The sequence below is a fragment of the Rhodoferax sp. P1_F3 genome, from assembly GCF_056405715.1.
The window spans coordinates 290160-306309 of the sequence record NZ_JBFUBO010000003.1 but is presented as its reverse complement, the minus strand read 5'-3'; the positions used below and the strand labels follow the sequence as shown (position 1 = coordinate 306309).

Annotated in this window: 14 protein-coding genes and 1 pseudogene; 9 read left to right on the top strand and 6 right to left on the bottom strand. The window is 59.2% G+C overall.

The genetic code is table 11. The features are described 5' to 3' along the window. Positions 1 to 70: 70 nt before the first annotated feature. From AC1DZ5_RS07405 to AC1DZ5_RS07390, 4 genes and pseudogenes are all read left to right on the top strand, one after another. Positions 71 to 1546: pseudogene (locus AC1DZ5_RS07405) on the top strand (DHA2 family efflux MFS transporter permease subunit). A gap of 187 nt (positions 1547 to 1733) precedes the next feature. Beyond that, on the top strand, positions 1734 to 2840 hold the full coding sequence (locus AC1DZ5_RS07400) for a DUF3734 domain-containing protein (RefSeq protein WP_477887585.1): 1107 nt from the start codon (positions 1734 to 1736) through the stop codon (positions 2838 to 2840). A 41-nt stretch (positions 2841 to 2881) separates the two neighbouring features. Further along, positions 2882 to 3664: a 3-hydroxybutyrate dehydrogenase gene (locus AC1DZ5_RS07395; RefSeq protein WP_477887583.1), complete on the top strand. Its 783-nt coding sequence runs from the start codon at positions 2882 to 2884 to the stop codon at positions 3662 to 3664. Between the two features lie 127 nt (positions 3665 to 3791). Continuing rightward, the gene (locus AC1DZ5_RS07390) at positions 3792 to 4652 is read left to right on the top strand and encodes an HDOD domain-containing protein (RefSeq protein WP_477887581.1); all 861 of its coding nucleotides are present in this window, start codon (positions 3792 to 3794) and stop codon (positions 4650 to 4652) included. Position 4653: 1 nt separating this feature from the next. Here the strand turns inward: AC1DZ5_RS07390 and AC1DZ5_RS07385 are convergent, their stop codons facing one another. From AC1DZ5_RS07385 to AC1DZ5_RS07365, 5 genes are read right to left on the bottom strand one after another with little or no spacing between them, the layout of a single operon-like run. Further along, the gene (locus tag AC1DZ5_RS07385) at positions 4654 to 5523 is read right to left on the bottom strand and encodes an HDOD domain-containing protein (protein ID WP_477887579.1); all 870 of its coding nucleotides are present in this window, start codon (positions 5521 to 5523) and stop codon (positions 4654 to 4656) included. Next, positions 5523 to 5717, bottom strand: coding sequence for a hypothetical protein (locus AC1DZ5_RS07380; protein WP_477887577.1), 195 nt, complete (start codon positions 5715 to 5717; stop codon positions 5523 to 5525). The genes AC1DZ5_RS07385 and AC1DZ5_RS07380 overlap by 1 nt, the downstream gene beginning before the upstream one ends. After that, positions 5710 to 7866, bottom strand: a complete 2157-nt coding sequence (locus AC1DZ5_RS07375) for an EAL domain-containing protein (protein ID WP_477887575.1) — start codon at positions 7864 to 7866, stop codon at positions 5710 to 5712. The genes AC1DZ5_RS07380 and AC1DZ5_RS07375 overlap by 8 nt, the downstream gene beginning before the upstream one ends. A gap of 36 nt (positions 7867 to 7902) precedes the next feature. Beyond that, complete coding sequence (nosR, locus tag AC1DZ5_RS07370; protein WP_477887573.1) at positions 7903 to 9207, bottom strand: response regulator c-di-GMP phosphodiesterase, NosR family; 1305 nt, start codon at positions 9205 to 9207, stop codon at positions 7903 to 7905. Positions 9208 to 9209: 2 nt separating this feature from the next. After that, complete coding sequence (locus AC1DZ5_RS07365) at positions 9210 to 10565, bottom strand: ATP-binding protein (protein ID WP_477887571.1); 1356 nt, start codon at positions 10563 to 10565, stop codon at positions 9210 to 9212. 420 nt (positions 10566 to 10985) lie between these two features. Between AC1DZ5_RS07365 and cobG the strand changes: the two genes are divergently transcribed. From cobG to cobJ, 4 genes are read left to right on the top strand one after another with little or no spacing between them, the layout of a single operon-like run. Continuing rightward, the gene (gene cobG / locus AC1DZ5_RS07360; protein WP_477887569.1) at positions 10986 to 12146 is read left to right on the top strand and encodes a precorrin-3B synthase; all 1161 of its coding nucleotides are present in this window, start codon (positions 10986 to 10988) and stop codon (positions 12144 to 12146) included. Then, complete coding sequence (locus tag AC1DZ5_RS07355) at positions 12130 to 12762, top strand: precorrin-8X methylmutase (RefSeq protein WP_477887567.1); 633 nt, start codon at positions 12130 to 12132, stop codon at positions 12760 to 12762. Before cobG ends, AC1DZ5_RS07355 begins: the two co-directional genes overlap by 17 nt. Further along, positions 12762 to 13493, top strand: coding sequence for a precorrin-2 C(20)-methyltransferase (locus tag AC1DZ5_RS07350; protein WP_477887565.1), 732 nt, complete (start codon positions 12762 to 12764; stop codon positions 13491 to 13493). The genes AC1DZ5_RS07355 and AC1DZ5_RS07350 overlap by 1 nt, the downstream gene beginning before the upstream one ends. Continuing rightward, complete coding sequence (gene cobJ / locus AC1DZ5_RS07345) at positions 13490 to 14239, top strand: precorrin-3B C(17)-methyltransferase (RefSeq protein WP_477887563.1); 750 nt, start codon at positions 13490 to 13492, stop codon at positions 14237 to 14239. The genes AC1DZ5_RS07350 and cobJ overlap by 4 nt, the downstream gene beginning before the upstream one ends. Here the strand turns inward: cobJ and AC1DZ5_RS07340 are convergent. Then, the gene (locus AC1DZ5_RS07340) at positions 14200 to 14967 is read right to left on the bottom strand and encodes a cobalt-precorrin-6A reductase (RefSeq protein WP_477887739.1); all 768 of its coding nucleotides are present in this window, start codon (positions 14965 to 14967) and stop codon (positions 14200 to 14202) included. The two genes, cobJ and AC1DZ5_RS07340, sit on opposite strands and share 40 nt — an antisense overlap. On the opposite strand from AC1DZ5_RS07340, the gene cbiE reads away from it, so the two are divergent. Continuing rightward, positions 14966 to 16147 (top strand): precorrin-6y C5,15-methyltransferase (decarboxylating) subunit CbiE, encoded by a 1182-nt coding sequence (gene cbiE / locus AC1DZ5_RS07335; protein ID WP_477887561.1) that lies wholly within the window; start codon positions 14966 to 14968, stop codon positions 16145 to 16147. The two genes, AC1DZ5_RS07340 and cbiE, sit on opposite strands and share 2 nt — an antisense overlap. Positions 16148 to 16150 lie beyond the last annotated feature (3 nt).

Here is a 16150-nt window from a genome sequence, read left to right as displayed (position 1 = left end):
TGCTGCTGCCTAGGGATCACGGCCGCGACCTGCGGTAGTCGCAGTCCTACAAACCCGGCAAAATGGGTTCATGCCCTCTACCGACACCCTTGCCAGCCTGCAGGCCCGCCACGGAGAGCGCTATCGCTGGTTGCTGCTCCTGTCCGTGATGATTGGGACCATGGCGTCCATCATGTCGTCCACCATCATCAACGTGGCAGTGCCCGACATGAGCCATTACTTTGGCCTGGGGTAGGACCGCATGCAGTGGGTGTCATCGGGCTTCATGGTGGCCATGACCGTGTCCATGCTGACCACACCTTGGCTGCTCTCCCGCTTTGGCTATCGCTCCACCTATGCCTGGTCCATGCTGCTTCTGTTGGCCGGTGGCGTTGCGGGCGGCTTCAGCAGCAACTTTGACCTGGTGCTGCTGGCCCGCGTGGCCGAGGGCCTGGCCTCGGGGGTGGTGCAACCCATACCCGCCATCATCATCCTGCACGCCTTCGGCTCCAACGAGCAGGGGCGTGCCAGCGGCGTGTTTGGCATGGGCGTGGTGCTGGCACCGGCCATCGGCCCCAGCATTGGCGGGCTGCTGGTGGACTGGTTTGGCTGGCGCTCCACCTTCTTCATGGTGGTGCCGTTTTGCCTGGCCTCGCTCTACATGGGGCGGCGTTTCATCCCCGCCTTCACCACCACCAGCGACGACGCAGCTCCGGCCCACAAACCCACGCTGGACTGGCGCGGCCTGGGCCTGGCCACGGCCGTCACCTTGTGCCTGCTCAACGGCTTGGTGTCGCTGCACAGTGGCGGCTTCACGCATTCCGCACTGATGCTGGGCACGGCGGCGCTGGCGCTGCTGGTGTTTGTCAAATGGCAGCGGCGCCTGAGCCACATCCACCGCGGCCCCCACCAGCAGACCCCGCTGATGAACCTGGCGCTGTTCAACCACCGGCAGTTCGCCATGGGCAGCCTGGTTTCATTCATTTATGGCACTGCGCTGTTTGGCTCCACCTACTTGCTGCCTGTGTACCTGCAGATGGGCCTGGGGCTGTCGGCCTCCTATGTGGGCACCATCATGCTGCCCGCGGGCCTTGCGCTGGCCACCACCATCCCGCTGGTGGGCCGGCTGGCGGACAAGCACCCCACCCATGTACTGGTCAGCATCGGCCTAATGCTGCTGGCGCTGGGCTTTGCGCTGATGGTGACTGTGGGCCTGGGCACGGCGATTGCCTTCATCGTGGGCTGGGTGGTGGTGGGCCGCATCGGGCTGGGCTTCATCCTGCCCTCGTTAAACCTGGGCGCCATGCGCGGCCTGTCCAAGCACCTGATCCCGCAGGGCTCCAGCGTGATCAACTTTGTGCGCACGGTGGGCGGCGCCGTAGGTGTGAGCGTCTGCGCCATCGTGCTGGAGTGGCGGCTGGCCGCACATGGCCAGTCTCTGGCCCACCCCAATACCAACCCCGAACGGCTCACCGCCTTCAATGAATCGTTTTTGATGCTGGCGGCCCTGTGTGCCATCGCCGTGGTGGCAGCATGGCAGCTGCGCGACAACAAGCCCAGCCGTTGAAGCTGACGACGCATTGCTATCAAATAGATAGCTTCCAGCGCATATTCTACGGGAGCTATCGCCCTATTTATTCCTGTAAACCGTGGCAGCGGCTTTACCCCGTGTTCACACTTTGGCGCATTGACACATGCCCATGTACCCCGCACCATCGGATGCAATGACCCAACGTGAGATTCATTTCCACCATATGACATCAAATTCGGACAAAGAGTGCATCCTGGTACTGCAGGGCGGTGGCGCATTGGGGTCTTACCAGGCCGGCGTGTTTGAAGCCCTGAGCAAGGTCTACCGCGAACCCACCTGGATGGCGGGCATCTCCATCGGCGCCATCAACTGCGCCCTGATTGCAGGCAACCCGCCCCACAAGCGTGTAGCGCGGTTGCGTGAATTTTGGGAGCTAGTCAGCTCCGCGCTGGCGCCCCCCACCGTGGCCAGCGCACCGCTGCGTGAGCTGTTGAACGAAACCAGTGCCAGCCAGGCGATGCTGTTTGGCGTGCCTGGCTTTTACGCACCCCGCTTTCCGCCCGCGCCGCTGCAGCCCCGTGGCACGCTGGAGGCCATCAGCTACTACGACACCGCACCGCTGCGGCAGACGCTGGAGCGCCTGGTGGACTTTGACCGCATCAATGCGGGCACCGTGCGGCTGTCGGTGGGCGCGGTCAATGTGCGCAGCGGCAACTTTGAATATTTCGACTCGGCCAAGCAGCGCATCGATGTGCGCCACATCATGGCCAGTGGCGCCCTGCCGCCGGGCTTTGCGCCCGTGGAGATTGATGGCGAGCACTACTGGGACGGAGGCCTGGTCTCCAACACGCCGCTGCAGTACGTGCTGGACCAGCCGGGCGACCAGCAGCGCACCGTGTTCCAGGTCGATTTGTTTGCCGCTGCGGGCGCCCTGCCCGCCACGCTGACCGAGGTGACCGAGCGCGAGAAGGACATCCGCTTCTCCAGCCGCACGCGGCTCAACACCACCATGGAACTGGACCGCCAGGTGATTGCCCAGGCCGCACAGCGCCTGCTGGCCAAGCTGCCGCCGGAGCTACGCCATGACCCTGATGCCCGCGCGCTGGCGCGCCTGCGCTGCGAAGGAGGTGTGGATGTGGTGCACCTGATTTACCGCAGCAAACACTACGAAAGCCAGTCCAAGGACTACGAGTTCTCCCGCCTGTCCATGAAAGAACACTGGGACAGCGGCCGAGCCGACATGTCCCATACCCTGCACGATGCCCGTTGGACCGGACGCGAGCGCAATGCCAACGGCGTGCGCGTGTTTGATTTGGCTTCTGACGCCTAACCCCTCATGCCTCCATATATCTACCTACTGAGAGCACCGACATGAAACTCCAAGACAAAGTCTGCATCGTTACCGGCGCCGCCAGCGGCATTGGCAAGGAAATCGCCCTCACCTACGCCCGCGAAGGCGGCAAGGTCGCCATTGCCGACCTGAACAAAGATGCGGCCCAGGCGGCGGCGGATGAGATCACCAAGGCAGGCGGCACTGCGATGGCCGTGGCCATGGACGTGACCAACGAAGACCAGGTGAACGCCGCCGTGGCCGAAGTGGTGGCAGCCTATGGCGGAGTGGACGTGCTGGTGAGCAATGCAGGCATCCAGATCGTGCACCCGATTGAAGAATTTCCGTTTGCCGACTGGAAGAAAATGCTGGCCATCCATCTGGACGGCGCCTTCCTCACCACGAAGGCCGTCATGCCCCACATGCAAAAGTCCGGCAATGGCGGCAGCATCATCTACATGGGATCGGTGCACTCCAAAGAGGCTTCTGTGCTCAAGTCCGCCTACGTCACCGCCAAGCACGGACTCATCGGCCTGTGCAAGACCGTGTCCAAGGAAGGCGGTAAATACAAGATACGCGCCAACGTGATTTGCCCCGGATTTGTACGCACGCCGCTAGTGGAAAAGCAGATTCCCGAGCAGGCCGCCGCATTGGGCATCAGTGAGGAGGATGTCATCAAAAAGGTGATGCTCAAGGAAACCGTGGATGGCGAATTCACCACGGTGCAAGACGTGGCCGAAGTGGCGCTGCTGTTCGCCAGTTTCAACTCCAACGCGCTGACCGGTCAGTCCATCGTGGTCAGCCACGGCTGGTTCATGCAGTAAGCACTGCACCTCGGCCACCACAAACATGGCGCCGGTTGAGAAATTCAAGAAAGAAGCTGGCTAGGCACATCAAAGCGATATACAAAGCCATACTTACTATCATCTGCCCAATAGAGGAAAGTCAACGATGCAAACGGACGTCTCCATGAGCACCATATTGGCGCAAAAGCTTGTCTTGGCCGTTGAGGGGATGCCTGCTTTTCCAGAGAGCGTGCGTAAAATTTTGGTTCTGACCCAAGATATCAATTGCACGCCAAAGGATCTGGTCCAAGTCATTGGCAAAGATCCGGTTGTCACGGTGAGAATACTTCGCGTAGTCAATTCGTCGTACTACAGTTTGCCAAAGAAAATTTCCTCCTTGGACCATGCTGTAGTCTATTTGGGCTTCAACACCATCAAGAACCTAGCCGTGGCTATTGCGGCAATAGGCGCGTTGCCCCAAAAGAACCCTGCTGGATTCGAAGTGCAACCGTACTTGCAGCACTGCTTGTCGACTGCAGCAATTGCGAAATACTTGGCATCCAGAGTACCGGATGCAGACCCGGTCGACTGCTTCATTGCCGGGTTATTACACGACTTTGGGAAAATCGTATTGGCGCAATTCAAACCCGTTGAATTTCGCCTTGCCCTTCGCAATAGTCAGGAGGAAGGGGAATCGCTCCATCTGACACTACGGAGGATCATCGGCGTGGACCACGCCACTGTGGGGGCGATGCTGGTCGAGAAATGGCAGTTTCCCAGCCAATTGATTGACGCCATTCGCTACCAGTACGGTCCAGAGCTTCCGGATACCAGTCTTAGCGCATGTGTGTTCGCAGCCAACCAGATCAGCAAAAAATTGGAGCTCGGTTTTGCAGGGAACACCCATGTGGAGGAATTTCCGGTCTTTGTACGGCAACGGCTGGGAGGCACCTTGGAAGATCTGCTACTTGCGCTCGGCGACATGAAGTCTATGTTTGCGGACGTGCATATCGCGTCCTTGCTTTAATTTAACTGTGGCCATCGATCAAGACGACCAATTCCTGGTACAGCCTCTCTATCTCTTTGAAATCTATGTCTAATTTTTCGTGTGATCCCATCCGGCGAATCCATCCACGCTCTGACAATGGAGGGACTGCGGCCAGAGGATCAGCCTCCAAATTGAGCCCAAGCGCAACGGCATCAGCGAGATGGATGACTTCGGCGAAGGCACTGTAGTCTTTGGCGCTCGGGTCTAAATCGTCGTTGCCTCCGAAACTATGATGGTCACCAATCGCGACTGCAATGGCTTCTGGAAGATGCCAATGCCGACATAACGCCGCACCGATAGTCGCGTGATTAAACCCAAACACCTGTGCTTCAGCGTCGATCGTCAATAGATTGCCGGATGCTCGAAGCGACTGCACTTCTTCATATTGGGCAGTAAATGTGGCCATGAGTGCCAGCTTCCCAATATCGTGCAGGATGCCCGTTAAAAACAGAAGGTTAGGATTGAGCTTGTTGCTCCGTCCGATTGCGGCAGCGCATATGGCGACGGCAATACTGTGACGAAACAGCCTTTGAACCTCGACGCCACTCGCCAACCCAGGAAATTTTTGAGCGGTCATCATGGCTGCAGTGACGACCAACCTTAGGTTTGAAAAGCCTAAAACGATCACGGCTTCATGAATGGTCTGAACCTGGTTGGGTAAACCATAGAAAGGCGAATTGGCAATTCGCAATACCCTCGCGACCAAGCCTTGGTCCCGTGCAATGGCCTGAACGACCTGATTGATATCTGCGTCGTCATCATTCAGGTACCCCAAGACCACTCTCGTGGTACTCGGTAAGTTCGGCAGTTGCTGAACGGCTGCAATCGCCTGCTCCAAGCTTGGTTGCATTAATTTTCCTTTTGCTTCAGGAAGGCCAGTACAGCAACCTGAAGCGCTCTGCTGGCTGGGCCATTTCCAGAGAGACGGAAGCGCCGCTGCACTTTCAAGGTTTCATTGTCTGAGTCAGAAAGTGCTGTAGGTGCAACATTTGGTTGCACCACCATAGTTTCTGTAACCACCGGTCTGGGCGACGTTTCACTCATGTGGCGCTCCTCGAAAAAATACGAACACCATTCCGGAATGGTGCCCACTGCTAGCCAAGTTGCGCCCCGCCAAGCTCCACTGTCGTCCTGCCGCATCAACATGGTCTGAATAGCTCACCTCTGTAGATGGCCAGGATGGGAGTCTCCCAACGAGCGATGAAATGGTGTCCTCGTCTATTCCTAGTCCTACAAACGCCTCATTCCTGAGAACAATCATTCCACTTGGATCGAGACCTAACACCGGAATGGGCAATAGGTGGAGAGTTTGCTGCGCCACCGAAAGTGCCGTCTGGCCGACCAGTGATCTGCGCGCTTGCTCATCCAAAAGCACCGCGAGCGCCTTGTTGCTGCGATTGAGGTCTTCATTCATCAACCCAATTTCGCGCGTGAGCCGACCATTCTCATCGCTAAGCTCTTTATGCCTGAACGCTTCTAGGATGTTGTCCTTTAGGCCTTGATCATCCCAAGGTTTGCTCAAAAACTTGTAGATTGCACCTTGGTTGATGGCATTCGTTATGGATTGCATGTCCGCATAGCCCGAGAGAACCATCCGCACGGTGTCTGGATATAGTTCCTTCGCCAGGCGTAAAAATTCTTCGCCTGTCATATTGGGCATACGCTGGTCCGAGACAATGACGTCCACGTCGTTCTTCGCCAGCAATTCCAATCCTTCAGCGCCTGAGCCGGCACTTAGGATCCGATAGCCCTCGCGCCTGAGCAGCCTCTTTAGTGCAGAAAGTATGCTTTCCTCATCGTCCACCAGTAGCAACGTCCTTGTTTTGGTGGGGCGGCCAATCAGCTCTGGGGGCAAACGCCAACCAGATGCGAGCAATGCGACAGTATCCGCCGCAGGCATCGGCTTGCCGATGAAATAGCCCTGAACCGTATCGCAGTGCTCAGCAACTAGCTTTGACAATTGAGCCTCCGTCTCCACACCCTCAGCAATGAGGGATAAATTGAGACTGCGGGCCATTCCGATGATTGCGCGGGTAATGGATGCGTCGTTGGGATTTGTGGTGATGTCCTGTACAAAGGTTCTGTCAATTTTCACAGTATCGATGGGCAGGCGCTTCAGGTAGGCCAGACTTGAGTATCCGGTTCCAAAGTCGTCAATCGAAAGTCGAACACCCAGTGCCTTCAAGCGAAATAAGAGCACCTCCGTTTGTCGAACATCCTGCATCAGTAGACTTTCTGTCAGCTCCAGTTCCAGCCTCTCCGGAGGCACCCCGGATTCCGAAAGGATGGCTTTGACCGATTCCGGATAGGTCAGATCTACAAGTTGCCGAAGGGAGACGTTGACCGCCATGGTCAGTCTGTCGTGCCCCAAGAGATCCCAGGCTGCGAGTTGCTGGCAGGCGGTTCTCAGAACCCAAGCGCCTACACGGTCTATCAATCCCGTTTCTTCCAGGATCGGAATGAATTCCGATGGAGGCACGATTCCCCTAGTGGGATGCTGCCAGCGTATCAAAGCCTCAAACCCAGTAATTGCCCCGCTGCGGCATGAAGCCTTGGGTTGGTAGTACACCAAGAACTGTCCTTGTGCCACCGCTACAGCCAACTCCGTCTCCAAATGGAGACGCGCGCCTAAAACCGGTGTCATGCCGGGTTCATACAGGAGCCAACTACCCCTTGACACGACCTTAGCCCTGGAGAGGGCGGCTTTTGCGTGGTGCAATGCTTGATCAATAGTGGTTGCCTGAAGTTTTTGTGCAACACTCAATTGCGACTTCAACGTATAGGCAATGCCTATGGTGGCGCCTACAAAAACTTCTTTCCCCGCGATTAGGTAGGGACGCATTAGCTCCTCTATCAAAGTCGAGGCGATGCGACCGACTTGTTCAAAGTTTGCAACGTTCTCAATCAACAATGCAAACTCATCGCCGCCATAGCGGGCCAGAAAGCTGCTTGGCTCGGCACGTGTAGAAATCCGTTTCGCGGCTTCAGCCAAAACATTGTCACCAGCGGACAGTCCCATGGCCTCATTCAGAGAGGCCAGATGATCCAGATCAATGCAGAGAAGTGCCACGTCCAAGTCTCGCGGCAAGGAGTTCAATTTTTCCAAGAGCACGCCGCGTCCTGGCAATCCCGTGGCGGAGTCAATGCCATGCTCATGAGATGCCCGATTTGAGCCCTGCAAACCCTCTGTCATTCAATCCTCCCTAGGGATTTATCAACCGGCTGCCGTTTATATTTTTTGTGGCGGCTTAATGGGCAACACCATTTCAATGTCGTCTCTAGATTCTCGCTGCTGCAGCAATCTGATCAACTTCTCCGTCAGCACATGTTCTGCGCTCAGCAAAACGATACCGTCGTGGGTCTTGAGATCCCTTGCCATCACCATGCCTGGCACCAGTTCGCTGGTTTTCAGCATGATCGCCGGCGCCTCCGCTACCGGAGCAGCATTCAGGGTTACCTGCAAAAATACGTCAACCACCTCAGGGTTAAATTGAGTGCCCCGTCCCCGTGCAATCATGGAACGGGCTTCACTGGTAGACAGCTTAGCCTGACTCAGGTTCCCTGCTTGAAGATCCAAAAACGCTTCGACCACCATCAGAATACTTGCCGCTACGGATATAGCGTCCCCGGCAAGGCCGTCTGGAAACCCGAGTCCATCGTACCGCTCATGATGCGATCGGATCAAAGCAGCGACTCCGTACATATCGTCCTGCGACATCAACGCCTGCTCACCCCACACCGGATGTCGCCGATAGAGGGTCAATTCACTTTCCGACAGCCGCCCGACTGGCTTTGACAGCACCTCATCAGATAGTCCAATCTGTCCAATGTCGTGCAACAACCCGGCAACAAAAAGTTCCTGCTGAGCGGCGTCAGGTAGTCCCATGCTCGACGCCGTGCGACGCGCTAGGTCTGCCACCAAGCGCGAGTGCCCGCTGAGGTTGCCTCCACGCAATTCCATCAAGTTGGAAAACACCTTGATGGTGTTCAGATAGTTCTTTTTGAGTTTCCCATTGGCAGCTTGGAGTTCCTGGGTGCGCGCCTGAACTTTGGCTTCCAAACCTGCGTTGAGGGTTTTTAACTCTTCGTTCTGAAGAAGTACCTGATCTTCCAGTTTTTTCTTCTCACGCTCCAGCACCTTGCGTTCAAGCGCCTGCTGCACGATCAAAACTAGATCGTGATCGTCCCATGGCTTGGTGATGTAGCGATAAATCTCACCGCGATTGATCGCCTCAATGATGGAAGAAACGTCCGCATAGCCTGTCAGCAAAAGGCGCATCGTGTCTGGCCAGCGCTGGCGCACCTGCTCCAAAAACTTGGAACCGTCCATTTCGGGCATCCGCATGTCAGATATCACCAAATCCACGGGTGTACTCTCCAACACCGTCAGCCCGGCTTGGCCACTCTCCGCAACGATCACTTGAAATCCATGGGGACGCAGAAGACGCCTTAAAGCAGAAAGAATGTTCGCCTCATCGTCCACGCACAAAACGGTGCGTAAATTCGGGCTTGCTTCGACGGGCAGCGAACTCATTTCTATTCCGCCTTATCTGTTTGCGTCAGTGGAAGTAGCAACCGGAACGTCGTTCCTTTTCCAAGCTCCGTTTGTACGTCAATCTGCCCCCGGTGTTTTTGAATAATTCCGTACGATAGTGACAACCCCAATCCCGTCCCCTTTCCAACCGGTTTTGTGGTGTAAAACGGGTCGAAAATTCGCGGCACCACTTCTTTCGGAATACCGCTGCCATTGTCAGCAACTTCAATCCATGCGGATTCATTCTCAACACCAGTGCGAATCCATATCTTCCCACGGTCTGTCCCGATCGCATGGGCCGCATTCACCACCAGATTCATGACCACTTGGTTGATCTCGGACGGAATGCATTGCACCGGCGGTATGTCACCGTACTCTTTGATGATGTCCGCCTTGTATTTCACTTCGTTATTGACCACATTCAAGGTGGAGTCAATGCCCTGATTCAGGTTGGTAAAGCTCCATTCCGGCTTGGCATCTACGTGGGAGAAGTCCTTCAAATCCTGGACAATTTTTCGCACCCGCACGATGCCTTCCTTGGACTCTTTCATGAGGTCCGGAATGTCCTCTTTCAGAAAATCGACTTCCAAGGCCAAGCGCTTGGCCTGCAGCTCTTTGATCACATTGGGATCGCCGCAACTCTTCTCAGCACCTTCGTACGCACTCAGCATTTCAAACAGGCTGCCCAGATAGGTTTCCAACATACCATAGTTGGAAAAAATGTACCCAATAGGATTGTTGATCTCATGGGCGACCCCAGCAGCCAGTTGTCCGATGGAGGCCAACTTTTCGGACTGCACCAAATGCTCCTGCGCAGTGACCAGCTTGGCATTCAACAAGTTGAGCTCTGAATTTCGCTTGGTCAGCTCTGCGGTTCGCTGCTCAACGATCTCTTCGACCTCAAGCTGCGATTTCATTAGAGCATTCTCGGCAATTTTTCTTTCCGTAATGTCCTGTAGCGTTTCTATGGCGCCAACGATCTCTCCGTTCAAATTTCTAAGTGGCGCGGCGGTGAAAAAAAGCCATCTTCCGGAGGTTCCCAATCGTGGGAAAAATCCTTCAGCCTCGTAGGCGTCTGGAATGATGAGCGAGCTGCGATATGTGTTTTGGTACAGATCGGAAATGATGTCAATCATGGCACCATCCACAATGAGATCCGCCATTACGGGGCGCTCAACACCGTAGAAAACTTTACCTAGACCTTTTCGCCCGACGACGTCAGAAGCTGGAACGCCAAGCAGTTGAGCACATGCCTTGTTGTAGTGGGTTACAACGTGATCGATATTGACAATGAAAGTAGCGATCGGACTACCCTCAAAGAAGCTCGACGGTTCAAGATAGTTAAGTCCAGAGTTCATATGCTGGCGTAGGTGTTTTATTTTGAACAAAACTTGAAACGATCAACATTCAAACAGGCACTCAACCATTGACACTCTCGAATTGTGACCGCATGTTTTCATGGCTCCCCCCATCTTGTTCAGAAACTGTAACTTGTTTTGCAAGTCAGGAGTGTTCATTACTAAAAAATTTCATGGGTAATGGTCAGTGGATGACGGTACACAAGCTAACACCATTTGGCGGCATTGCCCAGAACGATTTGCATCAACTCCGTCTGGCTACATACACCAATGTAGCTTTACATCCTATTTCTGCGGTATGACCACGGGTACGGCAATTTGATAGTGAGATACTTGACGGCTCCCACCATCCCACACGGTTTTGAAACCCTTACTGCACCGCAACCGCTGCCTCCGCAATGGGCTGCCAACATACGCCCCATGAGCTCTGCGCGCATTCAAGGTTGGTGCCCCGGTGCGCTGCGGCCCATGTTGGCACAAGACGGGTGGGTTGTGCGGATACGTCCGCCGCTAGGTCGGCTCACACCGGCCCAGGCCCGTGGCCTTGCGGCGCTGGCCAGCCGCCATGCACAAGACGCCGTAGAGATCACAGGTCGCGCCAACGTACAACTGCGTGGCATCACGGATGTTGATTACCCGGCGCTACTGTCAGGCCTGCAAGCGTTGGGCTTGGTAGACGCCGATGTGCGGGCAGAGTCGCGCCGCAATCTGTTGCTCACCCCCTTCTGGCAAACCGGTGACGGCACGACCGAGGTGGCCAACGCTTTGGCCCTCGCACTGAACGCCGCGCGAGCCCCGGATCTTCCTGCGAAATTTGGTTTCGCGCTGGACTTCGGAGATACGCCGGTCCTGCGCGCCAACTCGGCGGACATTCGCGTGGAGCGTCGTGATACCGGTTTTCTGGTGTATGCCGACGGAAGCACGACTGGCGCACCGGCGGATGCGGGCGACGTAGTGGCCGTTGCCATGGCACTGGCGCAGTGGTTCGTCGAGGCCGGAGGCCTTGCAACCCCACGCAAACGCATGGCGTCCCTGGTGGCTAGCCAAACGCTGCTGCACCGTTTCACCACCACACCGGTGCCTGCTGCAGCGCAGTACCAGCCGCCGTTGGGCCGCGTGCCGCAGGGCTATCTGGCTGCCGTGCAGTTTGGGCAGTTGCCTGCGACCACACTGGCCGCGTTGGGAGAATTGGGGCCCCTGCGCCTCACGCCCTGGCGCAGCGTGCTGCTGGAAGGCGTGGAGGCCCCCCCCGCCCTGCCAGACCTCATCACCCGTGCCGACGACCCGCGCTTGCGCGTCCACGCCTGCACCGGCGCCCCCGGGTGCGGGCAGGCAGCAGGCGCCACCCGACCACTGGCCCGCGCACTGGCCGCCGCCCTGCCGGTCGGCCAGACACTGCATGTCTCTGGCTGCACCAAAGGCTGCGCCCACCCTGCCGCCGCACTGACCGTGGTGGCCACTGCCAACGCCTACAACCTGATTCACCACGGAAGTGCCGCCGCCCCGCCCGATGGGGTGGGGTTGACCCCGGCGGAGCTGGCCACCCAGATACAACAACGACCCCATGCGACACCTTTATGAAACCGATGGCGAGGCCATCTACCGGCAGTCCTTTGCCATCATCCGCGCCGAGGCCGACCTGGCCCGCTTTGACGCCGTGGAAGAAATGGCCGCGGTGCGCATGGTGCACGCCGCCGGCATGGTGGGCCTGGAGTCGCACGTCCACTTCACGCCCGGCATGGCCCAGGCCACCCGGGCTGCGCTGGAGGCCGGCGCGCCCATTCTGTGTGACGTGCGCATGGTGAGCGAAGGCATAACGCGCAGCCGCCTGCCTGCCAACAACACCGTGATCTGCACCTTACAGGAGCCCGAGGTACGCGCATTGGCGCAGACGCTGGGCACCACCCGCAGCGCCGCCGCGGTGGAGCTATGGCGCCCGCACCTGGCCGGGGCCGTGGTGGCCATTGGCAATGCACCCACCGCGCTGTTTCACCTGCTGAACCTGCTGCAAGACCCCGACACTCCAAGGCCTGCCGCCATCATTGCCTGCCCGGTGGGTTTTGTGGGCGCTGCAGAATCCAAAGCCGCGCTGATGGCTGCACCACCGGTGCCCTCCATGGCGGTGAGCGGTCGGCTGGGTGGCTCGGCCATCACGGTGGCGGCGATCAATGCGCTGGCCAGCCGGAGGGAGATTTGATGGGCCGCATTGTGTGTGCCGGCCTGGGACCTGGCGACCCCGATCTCATGAGCGTGCGCTCGGACCGCGCCATCCGCAGTGCCAGCCACGTGGCCTACTTCCGCAAAAAAGGCCGCCCGGGTCAAGCCCGGCGCATTGTGGAAGGCATGCTGGCACCGCACGCCATGGAATACCCGATGGAGTACCCGGTCACCACCGAGCTGCCTTTTGACAGCCCGCAATACATCCACTGCCTGGCCACCTTTTACGACGACTGGGCCAAGCGCCTGGCCGAGTTGGCACAGACCCAGGACGTGCTGGTGCTGTGCGAGGGCGACCCGTTTTTCTACGGCTCTTTCATGCACCTGTACACCCGCCTGCAGGGCCGTGCCCAGGTGGAGGTCATCCCGGGCATTCCCGGCATGGTGGGCTGCTGGTCGGCCACGCAAACACCGATCACCTGGGGCGACGACGTCATGGCTGTGCTGATGGGCACCTTGCCCGACGCCGAGCTCGAGCGGCACATGCGGTCCGCAGACGCGCTGGTCATCATGAAGACCGGGCGCAACCTGCCCCGCGTGCGTCGGGCGCTGCAAGCCACCGGCCGACTGGAGCAGGCCTGGCTGGTGGAGCGCGGCACCATGCCGGGCCAGCGTGTGCTGCCACTGGCCGAGGTAGATGGCAACGACTGTCCCTACTTCGCCATTGTGCTGGTGCACGGCCAGGGCCGGCGGCCGGAGGTGCAGGAATGAGTGGCTGGCTGTGTATTGCCGGCCTGGGGCCGAGCGATGAGCGTCTGGTGACGCCCGAGGTCAGCACTGCGCTGGCTGAGGCGACCGACATCGTGGGTTACATCCCCTATGTGGCGCGCATAGCGCCGCGGCCTGGGCTCACCCTGCATGCCTCGGACAACCGGGTGGAGATGGACCGGGCCCGGGCCGCCTTGCAGATGGCCGCTGCGGGGCGCAGGGTGGTGGTGGTGTCGTCGGGCGACCCCGGTGTGTTTGCCATGGCTGCGGCAGTGTTTGAGGCGCTCGAAGGCCAAGCGCACTGGCAGACGCTGGACATCCGCGTGCTGCCCGGCATTACCGCCATGCTGGCCGCCGCGGCCAAGGCCGGTGCGCCGCTGGGCCACGACTTTTGCGCCATCAACCTCAGCGACAACCTGAAGCCCGCCAGCCTGGTCGAAGCGCGGGTGCGCGCTGCAGCCGGAGCCGACTTTGCCATGGCGTTTTACAACCCGCGCTCCGCCAGCCGCCCGGATACGTTCGCGCGCATCCTCGCCGTGTTGCTGGAGATGTGCGGCCCGGATCGGCTCATTACCTTTGCCCGCGCGGTGAGCACGCCCGAAGAGCGAATTGCCACCGTCACCCTGGCGCAGGCCCGTGCCGACATGGCGGACATGCGCACCGTTGTGATCGTGGGCAATAGCGCGACCCGGCAGGTTGGTCGCTTTGTTTATACGCCGCGCTCAGCGACCACGCCGGTGCTGCCATGAGGGCCCGCAATCCACTGCAGTACCTCGTCGACGCGCGCCACCGTGGGGCGCGGAGGGGCTGCGGGGCGGTTAATCAGGATGACGGGCAAACCCAAGGCGCGGGCCGCGCGGAGCTTGGCCTCGGCACCGCTGCCCCCCGAATTTTTTGCCACCACATGTGTGATGCGGTGCTGCTGCAGCAAGGCGGTGTCGGCAGCTTCGGTAAACGGGCCACGCGCCAGCACGATGTGTCCGCGCTCGGGCGGCAGCTCCAGCGAGGCATCCACCAGGCGCAGCAAAAACCAGTGCTGCGGCTGAACCAGAAACGGCGCCACGTGCTGGCGACCAATGGCCAAGAATACACGGGCTGCTGTATCAGGCAATGCACCCACTGCGGACTCCATATCGGGCACCTGCTGCCAATGGTCACCCGCCCGCGCTTGCCAAGCGGAGCGCTCCAGCGCCAGCAGCGGAGTGCCGGTAGCCGCACAGGCTGCCACCGCGTTGCGGCTCATCTGGGCTGCGAAGGGATGCGTGGCGTCCACCACATGGCTGATGCGCTGCTCCTGCAACCAGGCACACAAACCGTCCACCCCGCCAAAGCCCCCAACCCGCACGGGCAGCGGCTGCGGCAGTGGCGATTCGGTGCGGCCTGCGTACGAAAAAATGGCATCCACCTGTGCATCGGCCAAAGCCTGGGCCAGACGGCTGGCTTCGGTGGTGCCCCCCAACACGAGAACACGCGGTATGGCTGAACCCTGGCTTTCAATCATTGGCATGGGGGAGGATGGGCTGCATGGTCTGTCGGATGGTAGCCGCTCGGCCCTGGCGAACGCGCAGCATGTGGTCGGTGGCCCCCGGCACCTGGCCTTGGCACAGGCGGGGGAACGCGGCATTGCCTGGCCCGTGCCGTTTGACATCACGCCCGTGCTGGCGCTGCGCGGCCAGCTCACTGTGGTGCTGGCCTCGGGCGACCCGTTCTGGTTTGGTGCGGGCGCTAGTCTGGCCAAGCACCTGGGCGCCAGTGAATGGCAGGCATTTCCCGCACCCAGCACCTTTGCCTGGGCTGCCACCCGCTTGGGCTGGGCATTGGAAACCACCCATTGCTTTGGTCTGCATGCCACGCCTTTTGCCGCCACCCGGCAGGCTCTGCATACGGGTCAACGGCTGGTCTGCCTGCTGCGCGATGGCACCGCGGTTGCGGGCTATGCGCAGTGGCTGACGGAACTGGGCGCGGGCGATTCCCGCGTCTGGGTGCTGGAAGCCTTGGGCGGCCCGCGTGAACGCGTGCGTGAGGCTAGGGCACGGTCTTGCGACTTCGCAGACGTCGTGGCACCGGTGGCCATCGCCGTAGAAGTGGCTGGCCTGATCGGCATGGCGCGCACGCCCGGGCAGCCCGACGCAGACTTTGCCCACGATGGTCAGATCACCAAATCACCCGTGCGGGCCATCACGCTGGCCGCGCTGGCGCCACGCCAGGGTGAACACCTGTGGGACCTTGGCGCAGGCTCAGGATCCATTGCCGTGGAATGGTGCCTGGCTGGCGGCACAGCCAGCGCCGTGGAACAGCATGGCGAACGGGTGGCCAATATCCAGGCCAACGCGCAGCGCTTTGGCATGACCACGGCACTATCGGTGGTGCACGAGGCTGCCTTGCAGGCGTTGCAGGACTTGCCCAGACCTGACGCGGTGTTTGTGGGCGGTGGGTTTGACCTGGTGCTGTTTGAAGCACTGTGTGCGGTCATTCCCGAAGGCTGCCGCCTGGTGGTTAATGCAGTCACGCTAGAAACCGAGTCAGCACTGCTACAACTGCATGCGCTGCATGGAGGTGAACTGCTGCGCGTCGAGCTAGCACATGCAGCACCGTTGGGGCGCATGCGCAGCTGGCAGCCCAGCCGCCCCGTAGTGCAGTGGAGTATCCGGCTGTGAAGG